This window comes from Embleya sp. NBC_00888, assembly GCF_045207655.1.
Lineage (GTDB): Bacteria > Actinomycetota > Actinomycetes > Streptomycetales > Streptomycetaceae > Embleya.
In genome coordinates this window covers 4,503,663-4,521,542 of sequence record NZ_CP108784.1, presented here as the reverse complement: position 1 = coordinate 4,521,542, position 17,880 = coordinate 4,503,663, and the positions used below count along the sequence as shown (strand labels likewise).

17 protein-coding genes are annotated in these 17,880 nt (G+C 68.9%); 6 read left to right on the top strand and 11 right to left on the bottom strand.

All coding sequences use genetic code 11. The features are described 5' to 3' along the window. Positions 1-113 precede the first annotated feature (113 nt). The 4 genes from rplI to rpsF all read right to left on the bottom strand — a co-directional run bounded on the left by rplI (position 114) and on the right by rpsF (position 1,856). Positions 114-560 (bottom strand): 50S ribosomal protein L9, encoded by a 447-nt coding sequence (gene rplI / locus OG948_RS18905; protein WP_020557175.1) that lies wholly within the window; start codon positions 558-560, stop codon positions 114-116. Positions 561-577: 17 nt separating this feature from the next. Next, on the bottom strand, positions 578-814 hold the full coding sequence (rpsR, locus tag OG948_RS18900; RefSeq protein WP_020557174.1) for a 30S ribosomal protein S18: 237 nt from the start codon (positions 812-814) through the stop codon (positions 578-580). Between the two features lie 66 nt (positions 815-880). Then, positions 881-1,489 carry a single-stranded DNA-binding protein gene (locus OG948_RS18895; RefSeq protein ID WP_020557173.1) on the bottom strand — a complete coding sequence of 203 codons (609 nt, stop codon included), beginning with the start codon at positions 1,487-1,489 and terminating at the stop codon, positions 881-883. Between the two features lie 76 nt (positions 1,490-1,565). After that, positions 1,566-1,856 (bottom strand): 30S ribosomal protein S6, encoded by a 291-nt coding sequence (gene rpsF, locus OG948_RS18890; RefSeq protein WP_020557172.1) that lies wholly within the window; start codon positions 1,854-1,856, stop codon positions 1,566-1,568. Between the two features lie 245 nt (positions 1,857-2,101). Here rpsF and OG948_RS18885 point away from each other — a divergent pair, with 245 nt between their 5' ends. Then, complete coding sequence (locus tag OG948_RS18885) at positions 2,102-2,428, top strand: hypothetical protein (protein WP_406297659.1); 327 nt, start codon at positions 2,102-2,104, stop codon at positions 2,426-2,428. Between the two features lie 24 nt (positions 2,429-2,452). On the opposite strand, the gene urtE is transcribed toward OG948_RS18885, so the two are convergent. The 5 genes from urtE to urtA form a co-directional block, all read right to left on the bottom strand. After that, a complete protein-coding gene (gene urtE, locus OG948_RS18880) occupies positions 2,453-3,148 on the bottom strand; it encodes an urea ABC transporter ATP-binding subunit UrtE (RefSeq protein WP_406300292.1) in 696 nt (231 codons plus the stop codon). Positions 3,149-3,156: 8 nt separating this feature from the next. Then, complete coding sequence (gene urtD, locus OG948_RS18875; protein WP_406297658.1) at positions 3,157-3,945, bottom strand: urea ABC transporter ATP-binding protein UrtD; 789 nt, start codon at positions 3,943-3,945, stop codon at positions 3,157-3,159. Continuing rightward, a complete protein-coding gene (gene urtC / locus OG948_RS18870; protein WP_406297657.1) occupies positions 3,942-5,063 on the bottom strand; it encodes an urea ABC transporter permease subunit UrtC in 1,122 nt (373 codons plus the stop codon). The genes urtD and urtC overlap by 4 nt, the downstream gene beginning before the upstream one ends. Then, positions 5,060-5,953: an urea ABC transporter permease subunit UrtB gene (urtB, locus tag OG948_RS18865; RefSeq protein ID WP_406297656.1), complete on the bottom strand. Its 894-nt coding sequence runs from the start codon at positions 5,951-5,953 to the stop codon at positions 5,060-5,062. Before urtB ends, urtC begins: the two co-directional genes overlap by 4 nt. A gap of 134 nt (positions 5,954-6,087) precedes the next feature. Beyond that, positions 6,088-7,332 carry an urea ABC transporter substrate-binding protein gene (gene urtA / locus OG948_RS18860; protein WP_406297655.1) on the bottom strand — a complete coding sequence of 415 codons (1,245 nt, stop codon included), beginning with the start codon at positions 7,330-7,332 and terminating at the stop codon, positions 6,088-6,090. Positions 7,333-7,574: 242 nt separating this feature from the next. Here urtA and OG948_RS18855 point away from each other — a divergent pair, with 242 nt between their 5' ends. Next, complete coding sequence (locus tag OG948_RS18855; protein ID WP_395867797.1) at positions 7,575-8,693, top strand: lipid II:glycine glycyltransferase FemX; 1,119 nt, start codon at positions 7,575-7,577, stop codon at positions 8,691-8,693. Positions 8,694-8,825: 132 nt separating this feature from the next. Beyond that, complete coding sequence (locus OG948_RS18850) at positions 8,826-9,857, top strand: alanine racemase (protein ID WP_395867795.1); 1,032 nt, start codon at positions 8,826-8,828, stop codon at positions 9,855-9,857. 70 nt (positions 9,858-9,927) lie between these two features. Here the strand turns inward: OG948_RS18850 and OG948_RS18845 are convergent, their stop codons facing one another. Then, a complete protein-coding gene (locus tag OG948_RS18845) occupies positions 9,928-11,385 on the bottom strand; it encodes a glycosyltransferase family 87 protein (RefSeq protein WP_406300291.1) in 1,458 nt (485 codons plus the stop codon). A gap of 97 nt (positions 11,386-11,482) precedes the next feature. Then, entirely contained in the window at positions 11,483-14,014 is a 2,532-nt protein-coding gene (locus OG948_RS18840) for a transglycosylase domain-containing protein (RefSeq protein ID WP_406297654.1), read from the bottom strand. Positions 14,015-14,386: 372 nt separating this feature from the next. Here OG948_RS18840 and OG948_RS18835 point away from each other — a divergent pair, with 372 nt between their 5' ends. The 3 genes from OG948_RS18835 (at position 14,387) to OG948_RS18825 (ending at position 17,638) form a co-directional block, all read left to right on the top strand. Then, a complete protein-coding gene (locus OG948_RS18835) occupies positions 14,387-15,046 on the top strand; it encodes a PadR family transcriptional regulator (protein ID WP_395867789.1) in 660 nt (219 codons plus the stop codon). A gap of 48 nt (positions 15,047-15,094) precedes the next feature. Continuing rightward, positions 15,095-16,174, top strand: coding sequence for an inositol-3-phosphate synthase (locus OG948_RS18830; RefSeq protein WP_395867788.1), 1,080 nt, complete (start codon positions 15,095-15,097; stop codon positions 16,172-16,174). A 144-nt stretch (positions 16,175-16,318) separates the two neighbouring features. Next, positions 16,319-17,638 carry an MFS transporter gene (locus tag OG948_RS18825; RefSeq protein ID WP_406297653.1) on the top strand — a complete coding sequence of 440 codons (1,320 nt, stop codon included), beginning with the start codon at positions 16,319-16,321 and terminating at the stop codon, positions 17,636-17,638. The last annotated feature ends 242 nt before the right edge of the window (positions 17,639-17,880 follow it).

Genomic DNA, 17,880 nt, shown 5'->3' with positions numbered 1-17,880 from the left:
CCAGCGTGCGGCGGAAGGGGTGTTCGGGACATGAGTACCACTACTCAGTCGACTACTCGAAAACGCCGAACGGCCCGACCCCGGAAGGGGTCGGGCCGTTCGGGTGCTTCAGGTCAGGCGGGCACGACGTCGAGGTCGAGCGCGGCCGAAACCTCCTGGTGGAGGCGGACCGTGATGCGGTGCGACCCGACGGTCTTGATCGGCGTACCGATCTCGACGCGACGCTTGTCGATGTCCGGACCGCCGGCGGCCTTGATGGCCGACACGACGTCCGCGACGGTGACCGAGCCGAAGAGTCGGCCCGTCTCGCCGGCGCGCGTCTGGAGCGTCACCTTGAGACCGGCGAGCTGACCCTTGACCTCGGCGGCCTGGTCGAGCGTGCGGATCTCGCGGACCTTGCGGGCGCGACGGATGGCCGCCACGTCCTTCTCGCCGCCACGGCTCCAGCGGATCGCGTAGCCGCGCGGGATGAGGTAGTTGCGGCCGTAGCCGTCCTTGACCTCGATGATGTCGCCGGGCTCACCGAGACCGGTCACCTCGTGGGTGAGGATGAGCTTCATGACAAGATCACCCTTTCTCAGCGAGCAGTGCTGGTGTACGGCAGCAGCGCCATCTCGCGGCTGTTCTTGACAGCCACGGCGACGTCACGCTGGTGCTGCGTGCAGTTACCGGTCACGCGACGAGCGCGGATCTTCCCGCGGTCGGAGATGAACTTCCGCAGCAGGTTGGTGTCCTTGTAGTCCACATAGGAGATCTTCTCCTTGCAGAACACGCAGACCTTCTTCTTAGGCTTGCGCGCAGGCGCCTTCGCCATTGTGCTCTCCAGATCGTTTCAGAAGTCTTCAGCTCGGGGTGCGAACCGATCCCTCGGCCTTGCGGCCTAGAAGGGGGGTTCGTCCGAGTAGCCGCCCGGCGGGGGACCCCAGCCCCCCGCGCCGCCGCCGCCCTGCTGCTGACCGCCCCCTGCGGGAGTGGCCCACGGGTCGTCGGCGGGTGCGCCACCGCCCTGCTGGGGACGGCCGCCGTAGCCACCGCCACCCTGCTGTCCGCCGCCCTGCTGGCCGCCGTAACCGCCACCGCCCTGCTGCTGACCGCCGCCATAGCCACCCTGGCCGCCGCCTCCGCGGCTGGTCTTGGTGATCTTGGCGGTGGCCCACTTCAGGGTCGGGCCGATCTCGTCGACCTCGAGCTCCACGACGGTGCGCTTCTCGCCCTCTTTGGTCTCGTAGGACCGCTGCTTCAGCCGGCCCTGGACGATGACGCCCGTGCCGCGCTGGAGGGATTCCGCGACGTTCTCCGCCAGTTGCTTCCAGGCCGAACACCGGAGGAACAGCGCTTCGCCGTCCTTCCACTCGTTCGTCTGACGGTCGAACGTGCGCGGCGTGGACGCCACGGTGAAGTTCGCGACAGCGGCACCGCTGGGCGTGAAGCGCAGTTCCGGGTCGGCAGTCAGGTTTCCGACAACAGTGATGATGGTCTCGCCTGCCATGCTGACCCCTTCGCTGATTTCAGCGCAGTGCTGCGTTTCGACGTGCGGTGCGGTTGGTGGTGCGCGCGAGCTCGGACTAGCGCTGGTCGGGGCGCAGGACCTTGGTCCGCAGCACCGACTCGTTGAGGTTCATCTGACGGTCGAGTTCCTTGACGGTCGCGGGCTCCGCGGCCAGGTCCACGACGGCGTAGATGCCCTCGGACTTCTTCTTGATCTCGTACGAGAGCCGGCGACGGCCCCACGTGTCGATCTTCTCGACCTTGCCACCGTCGTTGCGGATGACATTGAGGAACTGCTCGAGCAGCGGCGTGACCGCGCGCTCTTCGAGGTCCGCGTCGAGGATGACCATGAGTTCGTAGCTACGCATGTGAACACCCACCTCCTGTGGACTGATCGGCCACGGAATCTCCGTGGCAGGAGGGCTTGCGTAAATGCCGCCACGCCAAGGCGGCCCCCGATCCGAGAACGCACGGGGGTGCCGAGAAGGCAGCGGACGGTACAGCGTACCCGGCCCCACACACACTCTTGAAATCCGAGCATGACGCCCGCCACCCTGGGGGATGGATATACGGACAAAAGGTCCGTACCGCAGTCACTCACCGGAGGTGCGTGATGGCACATACGATCCGCCGTACGGGAACCGCCCCGACCGCGGGAGCGCACCGGCCCCGCCTGACCCTCAACTCCGACGGCCGTGCCCATCCGCGCGAGAACGCGCTGGTGGCCGCGGTGGTGCTGTTCGCGCTGGTGGCGGGCGTCTGCGCGTTCTTCGAGGGGATGCACATCCTGGGCGCGTGGACCGCGCTCGCGGGCGTGCTGACCGGACTGATCAGTCAGATGTTCTCGGCGACCACCGAGGAACGTGTGGTCACGGTGCTCGCGCTGGGTGTGTCCGCCGTCGCGCTGTTCATGAACATGTTCCACGGCGGACTGTACTGAGCACCCGCACCCGTATCCGGCGACTCACACGGCCAGCAGTCGCCGGATCTCCGGTTCGGCCAGTTCGCGGCCGGCGCCCTCGCGCACCACGACGCCCGCGTCCAGAACCGCGAAGCGGTCCGCCAGGCGCTCCGCGAAGTCCAGATACTGCTCGACGAGCAGCACCGCGAGGCCGCGCTCGCGGTGCAGCCGCTCGATGACGTCCTCGATCTCGGTCACGATCGAGGGCTGGATGCCCTCGGTGGGCTCGTCCAGGATCAGCATCGCCGGTTCGGTGACCAGGGTGCGGGCGATGGCGAGCTGTTGTTGCTGGCCGCCGGAGAGGAAGCCGGCGGGCCGGTTCAGCAGCGGGCGCAGACGCGGGAACAGGTCCAGCACCTCGTCCAACACGCCCGCGTCCCGGCCGCCGCTCGCCTCCCGGGTCACCCGCAGGTTTTCCCGCACACTGAGCCGGTCGAAGCTCTCGTGTCCCTGCGGCACGTAGCCCAGGCCCAGCCGGACCCGCTCGTGGGTCGGCAGCCGGGTGATGTCGCGGCCGCGGAACCGGACCCGGCCGGCGCGCACCGGCAACACGCCCATGATCGTGTCGAGCAGCGTGGTCTTGCCGACGCCGTTGCGGCCCATGACGCACACCAGCGAGCCCGCGGCGACGGTGAGGTCGACGCCGAACAACACCCGGGCCCGGCCGTAGCCGGCCTCCAGGCCGGCCACCTCCAACATCGCGTCCATCAGGACACCGCCTCCCGCTCGTGGGCCTCGCCGGCCGGCCGGGTCCGCGCCTCGCGCGAGCGGCCGAGATAGACCTCCCGCACGGTCGGATCCGCCTGGACCGAGGCCATGTCGCCCTCGGTGAGCACCCGCCCCTCGTGCAGCACCGTCACCGTGGACGCGTAGGTGCGGACGAACTCCATGTCGTGTTCGACCACGATCACCGTGCGGTCCCGGGCGATCGCGGTCAGCAGTGCGCCGGTGCGCTCGCGCTCGTCCCGGGACATGCCCGCCACCGGCTCGTCGAGCAGCAGCAGGCGCGGCTCCTGGGCGAGCAGCATGGCGATCTCCAGCCACTGCCGCTGCCCGTGCGAGAGCACGCCGGCCGGGCGGTCGGCCAGGTCGATCAGGCCGGTGTCCGCAAGCGCGGCCTCGACCGCGGCGCCGCGTCCGCGCCGTCGTCGCAGCAGACGGTGCAGGCCGAGCCGGAACGAGCCGGCCAGGTCGACGTTCTCCTCGACAGTCAACTCCTCGAAGACCACCGCGGTCTGGAAGGTGCGACCGATGCCGGCTCGGACCACCTGATGCTCGCGCCGGCCGACCAACTCGGTGCCGGCGAAGCGCACGCTGCCCTCGGTGGGCCGGGTCAGACCGGTGACGATGTCGATCAGGGTGGTCTTGCCCGCCCCGTTGGGACCGATCAGAAAGCGCAGTTCGCCCTCCTCGACGGTCAGGTCGACGCCGTCGATCGCGCGGAATCCGCCGAACACCACACCCAGACCCCGCACGCTCAGCAGTGGCTCGCTCATCCGGACACCTCCTCGGCGGTACGGGGGCGCGCCGGCGCACTCGCGCGCGTCGGGCGGCGGCGGGCGATCGTGCCCCGGATCTGCCCGACCAGGCCGAGCACACCCTTGGGCGCGAACGCCATCACCACGATGAACAGGACGCCCTGGAGGTAGAGCCAGCCGTCCGCGTAGTTCTCCGAGAACGTGGTCTTGGCGTAGTTGAGCAGGACCGCGCCCAGGATCGCGCCGGCCAGCGCGTACCGACCGCCGACCGCGACCGCGAAGACCAGCTCCAGCGAGGGCACCACCCCGAGCAGGGCGGGCGAGATGATGCCGACCACCGGGACGAACAGCGCGCCCGCGATGCCCGCGGAGATCGCGGACAGGGTGAAGGCCACGGTCTTGACCAGCGCCGGGTCGTAGCCCAGGAAGCGCACCCGGTCCTCGCCGTCGCGCACCGCCACCAGGAGCCGGCCGAACCGGCTCGCCACGACCTGCCGAAAGCCCAGATACAGCAGGCCGAGCACGATCGCCACGACGAAGTACAACGTGCGCCGGTCCGCGTCGGCGGCCAGGTCCAGGCCGAAGAAGGTGCCGAAGTCGGTCAGTCCGTTGGTGCCGCCGGTCAGGGCCTGTTGACCGACCAGCCAGATGGTGAACGCGGCGGCGAGCGCCTGGGTGAGGATGGCGAAGTAGGCACCGCGTACCCGACGGCCGAAGACCAGCAGGCCCAGCAGCGCGGCGACGGTGCCCGGCAGCAGCACCACCATGGCCAGGGCGAACCACGGTTGGCGGAACGGCTCCCACACCATCGGGAGTCGGTCCACCCCGCTCCAGACCATGAAGTCGGGCAGTCGCCCGGGACCCGCCTCGGCGAGTTTGAGGTGCATCGCCATCGCGTAGCCGCCGAGGCCGAAGAACACCCCCTGGCCCAGGGTCAACATCCCGCCCTTGCCCCAGGCCAGCCCGATGCCGAGCGCGGCGATCGCGAAGCACAGGTATTTGGCCAGGAGTTCGAGGCGGAAGGGACTCAACGTCGCGGGTGCGACGGCGAACACGAGCAGGGCCGTGGCGATGAAGCCGACCGTCCCGCGCCAGTTCTCGGATCGGGCCCACCGGCCGCCCGCGCGGCCGCTCACGTCAGCGCCCGGGAACGCAGCACGAACAGGCCCTGCGGACGCAGTTGCAGGAAGCCGATGACGACCGCGAAGACCAGCACCTTGGCCAGCGAGGCGTCCGACCAGTACTCCAGGTAGCTGTTCATCAGGCCCAGCGCGAAGGCCGCGATCACCGCGCCCTCCAGCCGGCCCAGCCCGCCCGCGACGACCACCAGGAACGCGTCGACGATGTAGTACGTGCCGAGCGAGGGCCCGACCGGACCGACCAGGGTCAGCGCGACGCCCGCCACGCCGGCCAGGCCGGATCCGATGAAGAAGGTGCGCTGGTCCACCCGCCCGGTGTCGATCCCGCTGCACGCGGCGAGCCGGCGGTTCTGCATCACCGCCTGCATCCGCCGACCCTGGCGGGTGCGGTCCAGGTAGACCCGGATCGCAACCACGCAGACCAGCGCCAGCACCAGGATGAACACCCGGGCGTATTGGATCCGGACGCCGAACACCTCGTTCCCGCCCACCAGCCAATCGGGCGCCACCACCTGGACGTTGGGGGCGCCGAACAAATCCCGCGCGACCTGCTGGAGCACCAGTGACACGCCCCAGGTGAGCAGCAGTGTGTCCAGCGGTCGGCCGTAGAAGCGGCGGATCAGCGCCCGCTCCAGGATCAGCCCCATGGTGCCCGCGACCACGAACGCCACGGGGAGGGCGACCGGTACGGCCTGACCCTTCAGGCCGAGGGCCGCCACCGGCGCCTGCACCATGTACGCGGTGTACGCGCCGGCCATGATGAATTCGCCGTGGGCCATGTTGATCACACCCATCTGACCGAAGGTGAAGGTCAGGCCGAGCGCGATCAGCAGCAGGACGGCGCCGATCGCGAGGCCGATCGGCAATTGGTTCAGGAATGCGTGCACCGGGTGATACCTCCTGTCTCCGTGGTCCCCTGTGCCTGTCTCCCGGGTCGAGCCGCCGGTCCGGGTCGAGCCGCCGACCCGGCCGGGGTCCGGGCCGGTCCGGGTCGCGTCGCCGGACCGGCCGCGTCACCCGACTAGGACAGGCCCGAGGCCCACGGATAGGCCTTGAGGTAGGGATCCGGCTTGATCGGCGCCCCGGAGTTCCAGACCTCCTTGATCAGGCCGTCCGGCTGGACCACACCGATCCGCGCGGTCTTGTGCACGTGTTGGGTCGTGCCGTCGATGGTGACCCGGCCTTCGGGCGCGTCGATCCAGACGCCGTCCGCGGCCTTCCTCACCGCCTCGGGATCGAAGCTCCGCGCCTTCTCGACCGCGGCCTTCCACAGGTAGACCGAGTTGTAGCCGGCCTCCATCGGGTCCGAAGTGACCTTGTCCGCGCCGTACTTGGCCTTGTAGGCGGCGACGAACTCGGTGTTCCGCGGGGTTTCGGTGCTCTGGTAGTAGTTCCAGGCGACCGGCTGGCCGACGATGTTGTCCGGGCCGATGCCCCGGACCTCCTCCTCGGCGACGCTGACCGAGAGCACGGGCATGCTCGCCGCGCCGACGCCGTTGCCGCGCAGTTGCTTGAAGAAGGCCACGTTGCTGTCGCCGTTGAGGGTGTTGAACACCGCGTCGGGCTTGGCCGACTCGACCTTGTTGATCAGCGTGCTGTACTCGGTGTGGCCCAGCGGCGTGTACTCCTCGCCGACCACCTCCATGCCGTTCGCCTTCGCGTACGCCTTGATGATCTTGTTGGCGGTGCGCGGGAAGACGTAGTCGCTGCCGACCAGGAAGATCTTCTTCTTGCCCTGGCTCTTGAGGTAGTCCAGGCCCGGCACGATCTGCTGGTTGGTGGTCGCCCCGGTGTAGAAGATGTACGGCGAGCTCTCCAGGCCCTCGTACTGCACGGGGTAGAACAGCAGTTGTCGGTTCTTCTCGAACACCGGCAACATCGCCTTGCGGCTCGCCGAGGTCCACCCGCCGAAGGTCACCGCCACCCGGTCCCGGGAGATCAGCTTCTGCGCCTTCTCGGCGAAGGTCGGCCAGTCGGAGGCGCCGTCCTCGGTGACCGGTGAGATCTTCTTGCCGAGCACGCCGCCCTTGGCGTTGATCTCGTCGATCGCGAGCAGGACCGAGTTCTTCACGGTCACCTCGGAGATGGCCATGGTGCCGCTGAGCGAGTGCAGCACCCCGACCTTGATCGAGTCCCCGCCGACGTCCGGCCCGGCGGCACTCTTCTTCGCGGTGCTCTCGTCGGCGGCGCAGGAGGTGACGAGCAGGGCGGCCAGCGACAGGGCGGCGATGCGTGCCCAGGGCCGGTAAACCGTGATTTTCCGCACGATGCCGGGACTCCTTCGGTTCCGGGGGATGACGTACCGGAGTCTGGCGAGACGCGGTTTCCCCGCCGAGTCGCGATTGTTAAGCGACGATTGCTGATTACTGACACAGTCAAGCGCCCGTTTCGACGCCGAAAGGCCGAATTGTCCGCGTACCGTCCCGCGTGTGCCGCCCGGCACGATCCATAGCGCCCAAAGGCGCAGTAACCTCTGTCACGGCCGAACCGATTTCGAGGAGCTCTTACATGTCTTTGCGCCTGAGGACGCTCACCGCCGAGGAGCATCTCGCCTTCATCAAGGGCAGGCCCTCCGTGAGCTTTCTTCAGTGCCCTTCCTGGGGCGCGGTGAAGAGTGAGTGGCGGTCCGAGAGCATCGGTTGGATCGACGAGTCGGGCGCGGTGGTGGGCGCGGCACTCGTGCTCTACCGGCAATTGCCGAAGATAAAGCGCTATCTCGCGTACATGCCGGAGGGGCCGGTCATCGACTGGTTCGACGGCGATCTGCGCAAGTGGCTCGACCCGATGCTCGCGCATCTCAAGAGCCGCGGTTCGTTCTCGGTCAAGATGGGCCCGCCGGTGGTGATCGCCCGCTGGGAGGCGGACACGATCAAGAAGGCGATCGCGGCCAAGTCGGCGAACCGGCTGCGTGATCTGACCCCGGACTGGACCGACGAGCGCGGCGCGGAGCTGGAGCGGCAACTGCGCGGCCTGGGCTGGCAGCAGGACGCGTCGGGCGGCGCCGGCTTCGGCGACGTGCAGCCGCGCTACGTGTTCCAGGTACCGCTGGTCCGGCGCAGCCTCGACGACGTGCACGCGGGCTTCAACCAGTTGTGGCGACGCAACATCAAGAAGGCCACGAAGGCCGGCGTCGACGTGGTCCAGGGCGGCTACGACGACCTGCCCGTCTTCCACGAGGTCTACAAGGTCACCGCCGTGCGCGACCACTTCACGCCGCGCCCGCTGGCCTACTTCCAGGGCATGTGGAAGGCGCTCAACGCCGAGGACCCCGAGCGCATGCGGTTGTACCTGGCCAAGCACGAGGGCGAGGTGCTCGCGTCCACCACGATGGTCACGGTGGGCGACCACGTCTGGTACTCGTACGGCGCCTCGGCCAACCACAAGCGCGAGGTGCGCCCCTCGAACGCGATCCAGTGGCGGATGTTGCGCGACGCGTACGCGCTCGGCGCCTCCGCGTACGACCTGCGCGGCATCAGCGACACCCTGGACGAGAACGACCACCTCTTCGGTCTCATCCAGTTCAAGCTCGGCACCGGCGGCCAGGCCGTCGAATACCTCGGCGAGTGGGACTTCCCGCTCAACAAGATGCTGCACAAGGCACTCGACATGTACATGTCGCGTCGTTGACGCAACGCCGACGGCACCTGTGTCGTTGGCTGTTACGTGATGATCATCGTGACGCGGCCGGCGTCGCGTGTCCCCCGCCTCCGCCCTGTGTTCCCCAAGGGCAAGCCCCGCACGGAAGGCCCCGAAGCGCCCATGTCGCTCACGCTCTACGTCGACGCCGCCCGCTGGCGCAAGCACCAGGACGAGGTACGCGACACGTTCCCCGGTCTCGTACCGGTGATGAAGGGCAACGGGTACGGGTTCACCAATCCCAGGCTGGCCGAGGAGGCCACCCGGATGTGCGTGGACACCGTGGCCGTGGGGACCACGTACGAGGCCGCGGTGGTCAAGGACCACTTCGACGGCAAGGTCCTGGTGCTCACGCCGTACCTGCGCGGCGAGGAGGCGGTCCCGCTGCCGGACCGCACCATCCGCACGGTGTCCTCGGTGCAGGCCGCCCGGGACCTGGTGGGCTGCCGGGTGGTGGTCGCGTGCATGACCACGATGAAGCGCGACGGGGTCACCGAGGAGGAGCTGGTCAAGCTCCGCACCGGGATGGACGACGTGCGCCTGGAGGGCTTCTCGCTGCACCTGCCGCTGGACCACCCGGACGGGTACGACCCGGTGGCCGAGGTGGTGGGCTGGGTCGAACGGCTGCGCGCGGCGCGGCTGCCGGTGCGCACGATGTACGTCAGCCACCTGAAGGCGGCCGAGCTCGCGGCGTTGCGCGAGCGACACCCGGACACCGAGTTCCGGCCGCGGATCGGCACCGACCTGTGGCTGGGCGACCACGACGTGCTGGCCAGTCGCGGGACGGTGCTGGACGTGGTGCGCATCGCGCGCGGCGAGCGGTTCGGCTATCGCCAGCGCAAGGCGCCCAGTGACGGGCACCTGGTGGTGGTCAGCGGCGGCACCGCGCAGGGGGTGGGCCTGGAGGCCCCCAAGACCGTGCGCGGGGTGATGCCGCGGGCCAAGGGCGTGGCCCGGGCCGGCCTGGCCACCGTCAACCGCTCGTTGTCCCCGTTCACCTGGGCGGGCAAGCAGCGCTGGTTCGCCGAGCCGCCGCACATGCAGGTCAGCCTGCTGTTCCTGGCCAACGACGTGGCGCCGCCCAAGCCCGGCGACGAGTTGGAGGCCGCGCTGCGGCACACCACGACACACTTCGACCGGATCGCCCTTCGCTGAGCCGTCCGAACGACGAGGCGGCCTCGGTCGCGGCGGGCGAACCGCCGCGACCGAGGCCGCCTCGTGGTGTTCAGCGACCCGCGCGGACCAGGACCGAGGTCGGCACGAAGACGTCCGGCGCGCGGTCGAGCACCCCGCCCGAGGGGTCGTCGCTGCCGTCCGCGCGCACCGGGTCCCGGTCGGGGCGCAGGATGTCGCGCACCACCACCAGGCAGATGTACGCGGTGCCGAGCAGGTGCAGCAGGATCACCACGTGGTACGCGTTCTGCGACAGGCCCTTGCCGGAGAACGAGGCGATGTACATCCACACGCCGAGGAAGTACGTGACCTCGCACGCCTGCCAGATCAGGAAGTCCCGCCAGCGCGGCCGGGCCAGCACCACCAGCGGGATCAACCACAGCACGTACTGCGGCGAGTAGACCTTGTTGGTCAGCACGAACGCGGCCACGATCAGGAACGCCACCTGGGCGAACCTCGGCCGCCGCGGCGCGAACATCACCAGCGCGGCGATCGCGAGGCAGCACAGCACCAGGCTCGCCGTGACGTAGCTGTTGAGGTGCTCCAGCGGTCTGCCGTCGCGCTGCTGGATGATCAGCCAGATCGACCCGTAGTCGGCGGGCCGGTCCTGGCTGAACGTGTAGAAGAGTTTCCAGCCCTCGCGGATGTACCAGTCGCGCCGCTCGTACCAATGGCCGTCGTAGACCAGCATCACCGGCAGGTTCACCACCAGCCAGGACACGATCGCCGCCGCCGCGGTCTTGGCGAACGGGACCAACCGGCCCGAGCGCAGGCACAGCAGGAACAACGGTGCCAGCAACAACACCGGATACAACTTCGCCGCGGTCGCCAGGCCGATCATCACCCCGGCGACCACCACGTTGCGCCGCGCCCACGTCCACATGGCCACCGCCGTCAACGCGACCGCGACCAGGTCCCAGTTGATCAGCCCGTTGAGCGCCAACGCGGGCGCGCAGGCCACCATCGCCGCGTCCCAGGGGCGCCGCCCGGACGTGCCCTTGACCGCGACCACGGTCACCACGGCGCAGGCCATCATGATCAACGCGTTGATCATGACGAACCACAGCTGCTCGTCCTGGAGATCGCCGTCGGTGATGTCCCCGGCCGCGCGCGCCAGGGTCCCGGCGAAGGCCATCACCCCGCCGGTGATCACCGGGTACTCCAGGAACTTCATGTCCTTGTCGCCGGTCTCCTGGAAGTACGGGATCTTCCCGTCCGCGAGACCACGATTGATGTACAGGTGCGGCATGTCGCTGTAGCACGCGTGCGAGTACTGCGTGCTGCCGGAGAACCAACCCCCGTCGTAACAGGGCTTCTTCTGCATGATCCCGAGCGCGAAGCAGACCACCGCGAGCAGCACGAGCACCCGGACGGGGGTCCACCACCGGTTCGGCACGAAACGAATCCGCCGCCCGGCCGGACCGCCGACGAGTTCGCTGCCGGCGCGGACCACCGGATCGTCCCGAGTGGGCAGGACGGGTTCGGTCGATGTCGGCGTCATGGCGCCCATCCTCTCGCGCTCCACGAGGAGGTCGCCCTCGCCGGCCGGATACGACAACGCGTGCCCCACCGCCGAAGCGATGGGGCACGCGTAAGGCTAACGCCGGTCAACCGCCCCGGCCGCCCATGATGAAGCCGTTCGAACCGCCGCGAGTGTTGCCCTGCGGGCCCCCGGGCGATTCGGTACTCGGCGGCTTGCTGCTGCTCGGCGGCTTGGTGGAGTGCCCACCTCCGGGATCACCCGTACTGCCCTGCGAGCCACCGGGTGAGGTCGACGACGGCGGCGCCGCGGAGGTCGGCGGCGCGGTGGACGACGGCGGCGGCGTCGTGGGCGCGCGGCTGGTCGGCGGCGCGGTCGTCGGCGGCAGCGTCACCTTGTCCTTGTCCTCGAACTTCTCGCCGGGCGTGGCGAAGTCGGACGAGGGCAACCCCTGCACCGCGCTCTTCATGTACGCGGTCCACACCAGCGTGGGGATGTCACCACCGTGCACGGAGTCACGACCACCCAGACCCTTGAGGGACAGCCGGGCGTGCGTGTTCGGGTCCTCCCGGAACAGCGCCACCGAGGTGGCCAGGTTGGGCGTGTACCCGACGAACCACGCGGAGTTGTTGCCGTCGGTGGTACCGGTCTTGCCGGCCACCGGCCGGTTCAGCGCCTTCGCCGCGCGGCCGGTGCCGTCGTTGAGCGGCGGGTTGTCCACCACCCGTTGCATGACCTGGTTGACGGTGTCCGCGACGTTCTTGTCGAAGAGCTGCTTGGCCTCGCGCTTGGGCAACTCGACCTTGGAGCCCCCGTGGGTGACTTCCTTGATCCAGTACGGATCCGCGTGCAGGCCGCGGGCCGCGAAGGTGGCGTACGCCTCGGCCATGTCCAGCGCGCTCGGCGGCGCGACACCGAGCGCCATCGTCGGGGTCGGCTCGAACGAGGTCAGGTTCGGCGGCAGACCGGCATCGATCGCGGCCTTCTTGACCTTCTCCGGCCCGACATCGGCGGCGAGTTGGAGGAAGACGGTGTTCACCGACTTCTCCATGGCTCTTGTGATCGGGACCGGGCCGTAGTCGACGTCACCCTCGTTCGGTGCCAGGTACTCCTTGCCGGACTTGTCGTCCTTGAAGACCTGACCGTTCTGCAGCTTGATCGGAATCTTGCTGTCGCCGTTGTACATGCTGTCCGGGCCGATCGGTTTCCCGTCCGCCCCGCCGTCACGCAGCGCCGCCGCGAGTACGAACAGCTTGAACGTCGAACCGGCCTGGATGTCCTGTCTGACCGCGTCGTTGTACTCCTGCTGCACGAAGTCCGGGCCGCCGTACAGTGCGACCACCGCCCCGTCGCCGGGCACCACCGAGGCCAGGCCGGTGCGGATGTAGCGATCCGCCTCGTTCTTGTCCGGTTTCAGCTCGGAGGTCAACTGGTCCTTGACCGCCGCGACCGCCGCGTCCTGCTTGGCCTTGTCGAACGTGGTGACGATCTTGAAGCCGCCGCGCGCGAGTTCGGCCTCGGGGATCACCTTGTTGGCCTTGAGGTACTGGTCGGTCACCTTCATCAGGTATCCGGCCTGACCGGCCTTGTTCGTGGCCGGCTTGGGCTTGATCGGCATCGGGAACTGGAGCGTGTCCCGTTCCGCCTTGGTCAGCCAGCCCTCCTTGACCATGCCGTCCAGCGCGTAGGCCCAGCGCCCCTTGACCTTGTCGATCTGGCCGGGGAACTCGATCACGTCGTAGATGCCCGGCGCGTTGAGCAGGGTCGCCAGATAGGCGCCCTCGGCCACGTTCAGCTCGCCGACGTTCTTGCCGTAGTAGGCCTGCGCGGCGGCCTGGATGCCGTACGCGTTGCGGCCGTAGAACGCGGTGTTGAGGTAACCGACGAGGATGTCGTCCTTGCGCATCTGCCGGTCGACCTTGAGCGCGATGAAGATCTCGCTGAACTTGCGCTTGAAGGTGCGTTCCTGGGTCAGATAGGTGTTCTTGACGTACTGCTGGGTGATCGTGGAACCACCCTGCGTGTCACCACCCTTGACCATGGTGACCCCGGCGCGCAGCAGGCCCTTCGGCGAGACGCCCGAGTCGCTGTAGAACGACCGGTTCTCCGCCGCGATCACGGCCCGCTGCACGTGCTTGGGGATCTGGTCCACCGTCACGTTCTGCCGGTTGACCTGACCGGTCCGACCGATCTCGGTCTTCCCGTCGGCGTAGTAGTAGATGTTCGACTGATACGTCGTGTTCGCGTTCGGGTCCGGCACCTTGACCATCGCGTACGCCAGGGCCGCCAGGCCCATGATCGACGCGAGGAAGAACAGGATCATCGCCAGGATCTGCTTGAAGGACGGCAACCAGCGGCGCACGCCGGTCTTGCCGTACCTCGGGTAGTCGATGAACCGCTTCTTCCGGGGCGGACCCGCGTTGGCCCGTGATCGGCCGCCGGCCGCGGTGCCGTTGGCGGCGCGTCGACCGCCCCCGCGGGCGGCCGCTCGGGCCTCCACACGCGAGAGCGGGCGCTCCTCGTCGTCTCCTCCCGGCCCGGCGGGCAGCGACGAGCCGCCGGGCGGCGTCCCGCCCCCGGCGCCGGCCGCGCCCCCCGAATACGAGTCACCGCGCCCCTCGGGACGCGGCTGTTGTGATCTACGGCGATGTTCACTCATGCGTTCGCTACTCCTCGGCCGTACGACGCGGAGGTCGGACGCACGGGTCGTGGCTCTCCGCTCCCCAGGACGCACGCGCCAGGGGGGCGGTTCCGCAGGAAGCGGGGCTTGAGGTACCACACGGCGGAACAGACTACGCGGAACCGCTTTCGCGACCTCACTGTGACCTGCCTGTGACCCGAGTCACCGGCGGCCGCCTTGCCACCACACGGCAAGGAGACCTATCGTCTCGATGTATCGGTTCGATACATCGGGCCGGTACATCGAGCCGGGGGCACAGGAGCCCCGGCCGGACGAAGGTCGGCTGCGACCGTATCCCACGATCGCGGAGGGACTCACGTCCGGCCCGGTCAGCATGGATGGAGGAAGGCGATGAGCAGGCGCGGTGGCGTCCTCGAATTCGCGATCCTCGGCCTGCTGCACGACTCCCCCATGCACGGTTACGAACTGCGCAAGCGGCTCAACACCGTGCTCGGCTCGTTCCGTGCCATCGCCTACGGCACCCTCTACCCGTGCCTGAAGTCCCTGCTGGAACGGGGCTGGCTCGCGGAAGAGGTTCCGGAGGTGACGGCACTCGCCGGCAGCAAGCGATCCCGGATCGTCTACCAGCTGACGGCACAGGGCAAGGAGCACTTCCAAGAACTGCTGTCCGAGTCCGGGCCCTCGGCCTGGGAGGACGAGAACTTCGGCGTGCACTTCGCCTTCTTCGGTCGAACCGACCACGAGGTGCGCATGCGTATTCTCGAAGGTCGGCGCAGCCGGCTCGAGGAACGCCTCGACCGGGTGCGCGGGTCGCTGACCCGGACGCGGGAGAAGCTCGACGGATACACCCTCGAGTTGCAGCGACACGGCTTGGAGTCGGTCGAGCGCGAAGTGCGCTGGCTGAACGAGCTCATCACCGCCGAGCGGCACGCCGGAGCCACTCCGGACGCCGCCGGTCCCGAAACCCCGGTCGACGCGTCGAAGGACGCCGACCGGCTTCGGACCCCCACCCAGGACGTGGCCTCGGACCCGTCCGCATCCAACAACTGAGGTCGCCGGTTCATGGCGGCTTCGTCGAGATCACAGGGAGCAACCGGAATGGGTTCGGTTCGCGTAGCCATCGTCGGCGTGGGCAACTGCGCCGCTTCGCTGGTGCAGGGCGTCGAGTACTACAAGGACGCCGACCCGAACAGCCGCGTCCCCGGCCTGATGCACGTGCAGTTCGGCGAGTATCACGTGCGTGACGTCGAGTTCGTGGCCGCTTTCGATGTGGACGCCAAGAAGGTCGGCTTCGACCTCACGGACGCCATCGGTGCCAGCGAGAACAACACGATCAAGATCTGCGACGTGCCGCCGTCGGGCGTCACCGTGCAGCGTGGGCACACCCTGGACGGTCTCGGCAAGTACTACCGCGAGACCATCGAGGAGTCGACCGAGGCCCCCGTCGACGTGGTCAAGGTCCTCAAGGACCAGGCCGTCGACGTCCTCGTCTGCTACCTCCCGGTGGGCTCCGAGGACGCGGCGAAGTTCTACGCCCAGTGCGCCATCGACGCCAAGGTCGCGTTCGTCAACGCTCTCCCGGTCTTCATCGCCGGGACCAAGGAGTGGGCGGACAAGTTCACCGAGGCGGGCGTGCCGATCGTCGGCGACGACATCAAGTCGCAGGTGGGCGCCACGATCACGCACCGCGTGATGGCGAAGCTCTTCGAGGACCGCGGTGTCCTGCTCGAGCGCACCATGCAGCTCAACGTCGGCGGCAACATGGACTTCAAGAACATGCTCGAGCGCGAGCGCCTGGAGTCGAAGAAGATCTCCAAGACGCAGTCCGTCACCTCGCAGGTCGACCGTGACCTCGGCGCGGACAACGTGCACATCGGCCCGTCGGACTACGTCGCGTGGCTCGACGACCGCAAGTGGGCGTACGTGCGCCTCGAGGGTCGCGCCTTCGGTGACGTTCCGCTGAACCTGGAGTACAAGCTCGAGGTCTGGGACTCGCCGAACTCGGCCGGTGTCATCATCGACGCCGTCCGCGCCGCGAAGATCGCCAAGGACCGCGGCGTCGGTGGCCCGATCCTGTCGGCGTCCTCGTACTTCATGAAGTCGCCGCCGGTGCAGTACTTCGACGACGAGGCCCGCAACGCGGTCGAGTCCTTCATCAAGGGCGACATCGAGCGCTGACCCACCCCGCTCGGCCGATCCGGCCGGGTGACCTCGGGTTGATCGAAGGCCCGGCTCCCGCCCAGGAGCCGGGCCTTCGGCGTGCCCGGGGCCGATCGGTGCCGGTCTCCGGTCCGCGTGCCGGGGCCGGCTACGGTGGGCGCCGTGGCCCTCATCCGTGATCTGCGCTCGTTGCTGAAGCTGCGCGACTTCCGGCGGCTCTTCGCCACCCGACTGACCTCGCAGCTCTCCGACGGCGCGTTCCAGGTGGCCATCGCGGGCCAGGCGTTCTTCTCGCCGGAGAAGCAGACCTCGGCGGCCGACATCGCGACCGCGTTCGCGGTCCTGCTGCTGCCCTATTCGCTGGTCGGGCCCTTCACCGGGGTGCTGCTCGACCGGTGGCGGCGGCGCCAGGTGCTGGTGCTGTGCAACCTGTTGCGGGCGGTGCTGGTGACGGTGACCGCGGGCCTGGTGCTGCTCGGGGTGCCCGACCCGATCTTCTACGCCGCCGCGCTCGTGGTGCTCTCGGTGAACCGGTTCGTGCTCGCCGGACTGTCCGCGTCGCTGCCGCGCGTGGTGCCGGCCGAGCGGCTGGTGACCGCGAACTCGGTGTCGCCCACGGCCGGCACGGTCGCGGCGGCGGTCGGCGGCGGGTCGGCGCTGCTGGTTCACGCGTTCCTGGCCGAGGGCTCCGGGGCGACCGCGCTGGTGATCGTGGTGTCCGGGGCGTTGTACCTGGGTTCGGCGGCGGTCGCCGCGACGATGCCGGCCGATCTGCTCGGGCCCGATCCCGATCGGGTGCTGCCCGGCGCGGCGGAGGCGCTGCGCTCGGTGGCCCGCGGGCTGCGCGAGGGGGCGGTGCACGTGTGGCGGCGTCGGGCGCCGGCGCACGCGTTGGCCGCGATCACCGCGATGCGGTTCTGCTACGGCGTGCTGACCGTGATGACCGTGTTGCTCTGCCGCAATACGTTCAACGATCCGGCGGACACCGACGGAGGGCTGGCCACCTTCGGGATCACGGTGAGCGTGTCCGCGCTCGGCTTCTTCGTCGCGGCCGTGGCCACGCCCGCGATCACCACCCGGATCGGCGTCGCGGCCTGGATCGGCACCTGCGCGCTCGCGGGGGCGGTCTGCCAGACCGCGCTCGGCCTGCCCTTCGTGTTCGCGCCGATGGTGGTGGGCGCCTTCCTGCTCGGGGTGACCTCGCAGGGCGCCAAGATCGGCGTCGACACGATCGTGCAGACCACCGTCGACGACGCGTATCGGGGTCGGGTGTTCTCGGTGTACGACGTGCTGTTCAACGTCGCGTTCGTGGGCGCCGCCGCCGTCGCGGCGCTGGGGCTGCCGGACGACGGCCGGTCCCCGGCGGTGCTGCTCGGGGTGGCCGGGGTGTACGCGCTGACCGGCGCCCTGTACACGCTGGCAGCACGTCGCCACCCTCCGGTGATCGTGGAGACCGTCCCGGCGGACGACCGCCGGCCGTAATATCCCTTTCGATACCGATCACGGCTTATTTCACCCGGCGATATCTCCAGGAAATTACCTGCGGGTAGTGCATTACCGAGGCCGAGGTTCTAACCTGCACATCCAGCGACTTTCGGCACCTCTGGAGATACTCCGTGTCCAATAACGCCGGTTCGGGTGAAAACGATCCTTTGCCGTACATACCGGCGTGGACCGAGAACACCCCGCCGCACGGGCTCCCGCTTCCGCCGCCGGAAGCGTCG

Coding starts and splice junctions, on each gene's coding strand:
- rplI (WP_020557175.1), bottom strand. CDS start 560: ATGAAGCTCATCCTCACCCACGAGGTGACCGGTCTCGGTGAGCCCGGC.
- rpsR (WP_020557174.1), bottom strand. CDS start 814: ATGGCGAAGGCGCCTGCGCGCAAGCCTAAGAAGAAGGTCTGCGTGTTC.
- OG948_RS18895 (WP_020557173.1), bottom strand. CDS start 1,489: ATGGCAGGCGAGACCATCATCACTGTTGTCGGAAACCTGACTGCCGAC.
- rpsF (WP_020557172.1), bottom strand. CDS start 1,856: ATGCGTAGCTACGAACTCATGGTCATCCTCGACGCGGACCTCGAAGAG.
- OG948_RS18885 (WP_406297659.1), top strand. CDS start 2,102: ATGGCACATACGATCCGCCGTACGGGAACCGCCCCGACCGCGGGAGCG.
- urtE (WP_406300292.1), bottom strand. CDS start 3,148: ATGTTGGAGGTGGCCGGCCTGGAGGCCGGCTACGGCCGGGCCCGGGTG.
- urtD (WP_406297658.1), bottom strand. CDS start 3,945: ATGAGCGAGCCACTGCTGAGCGTGCGGGGTCTGGGTGTGGTGTTCGGC.
- OG948_RS18855 (WP_395867797.1), top strand. CDS start 7,575: ATGTCTTTGCGCCTGAGGACGCTCACCGCCGAGGAGCATCTCGCCTTC.
- OG948_RS18850 (WP_395867795.1), top strand. CDS start 8,826: ATGTCGCTCACGCTCTACGTCGACGCCGCCCGCTGGCGCAAGCACCAG.
- OG948_RS18845 (WP_406300291.1), bottom strand. CDS start 11,385: ATGGGCGCCATGACGCCGACATCGACCGAACCCGTCCTGCCCACTCGG.
- OG948_RS18840 (WP_406297654.1), bottom strand. CDS start 14,014: ATGAGTGAACATCGCCGTAGATCACAACAGCCGCGTCCCGAGGGGCGC.
- OG948_RS18835 (WP_395867789.1), top strand. CDS start 14,387: ATGAGCAGGCGCGGTGGCGTCCTCGAATTCGCGATCCTCGGCCTGCTG.
- OG948_RS18830 (WP_395867788.1), top strand. CDS start 15,095: ATGGGTTCGGTTCGCGTAGCCATCGTCGGCGTGGGCAACTGCGCCGCT.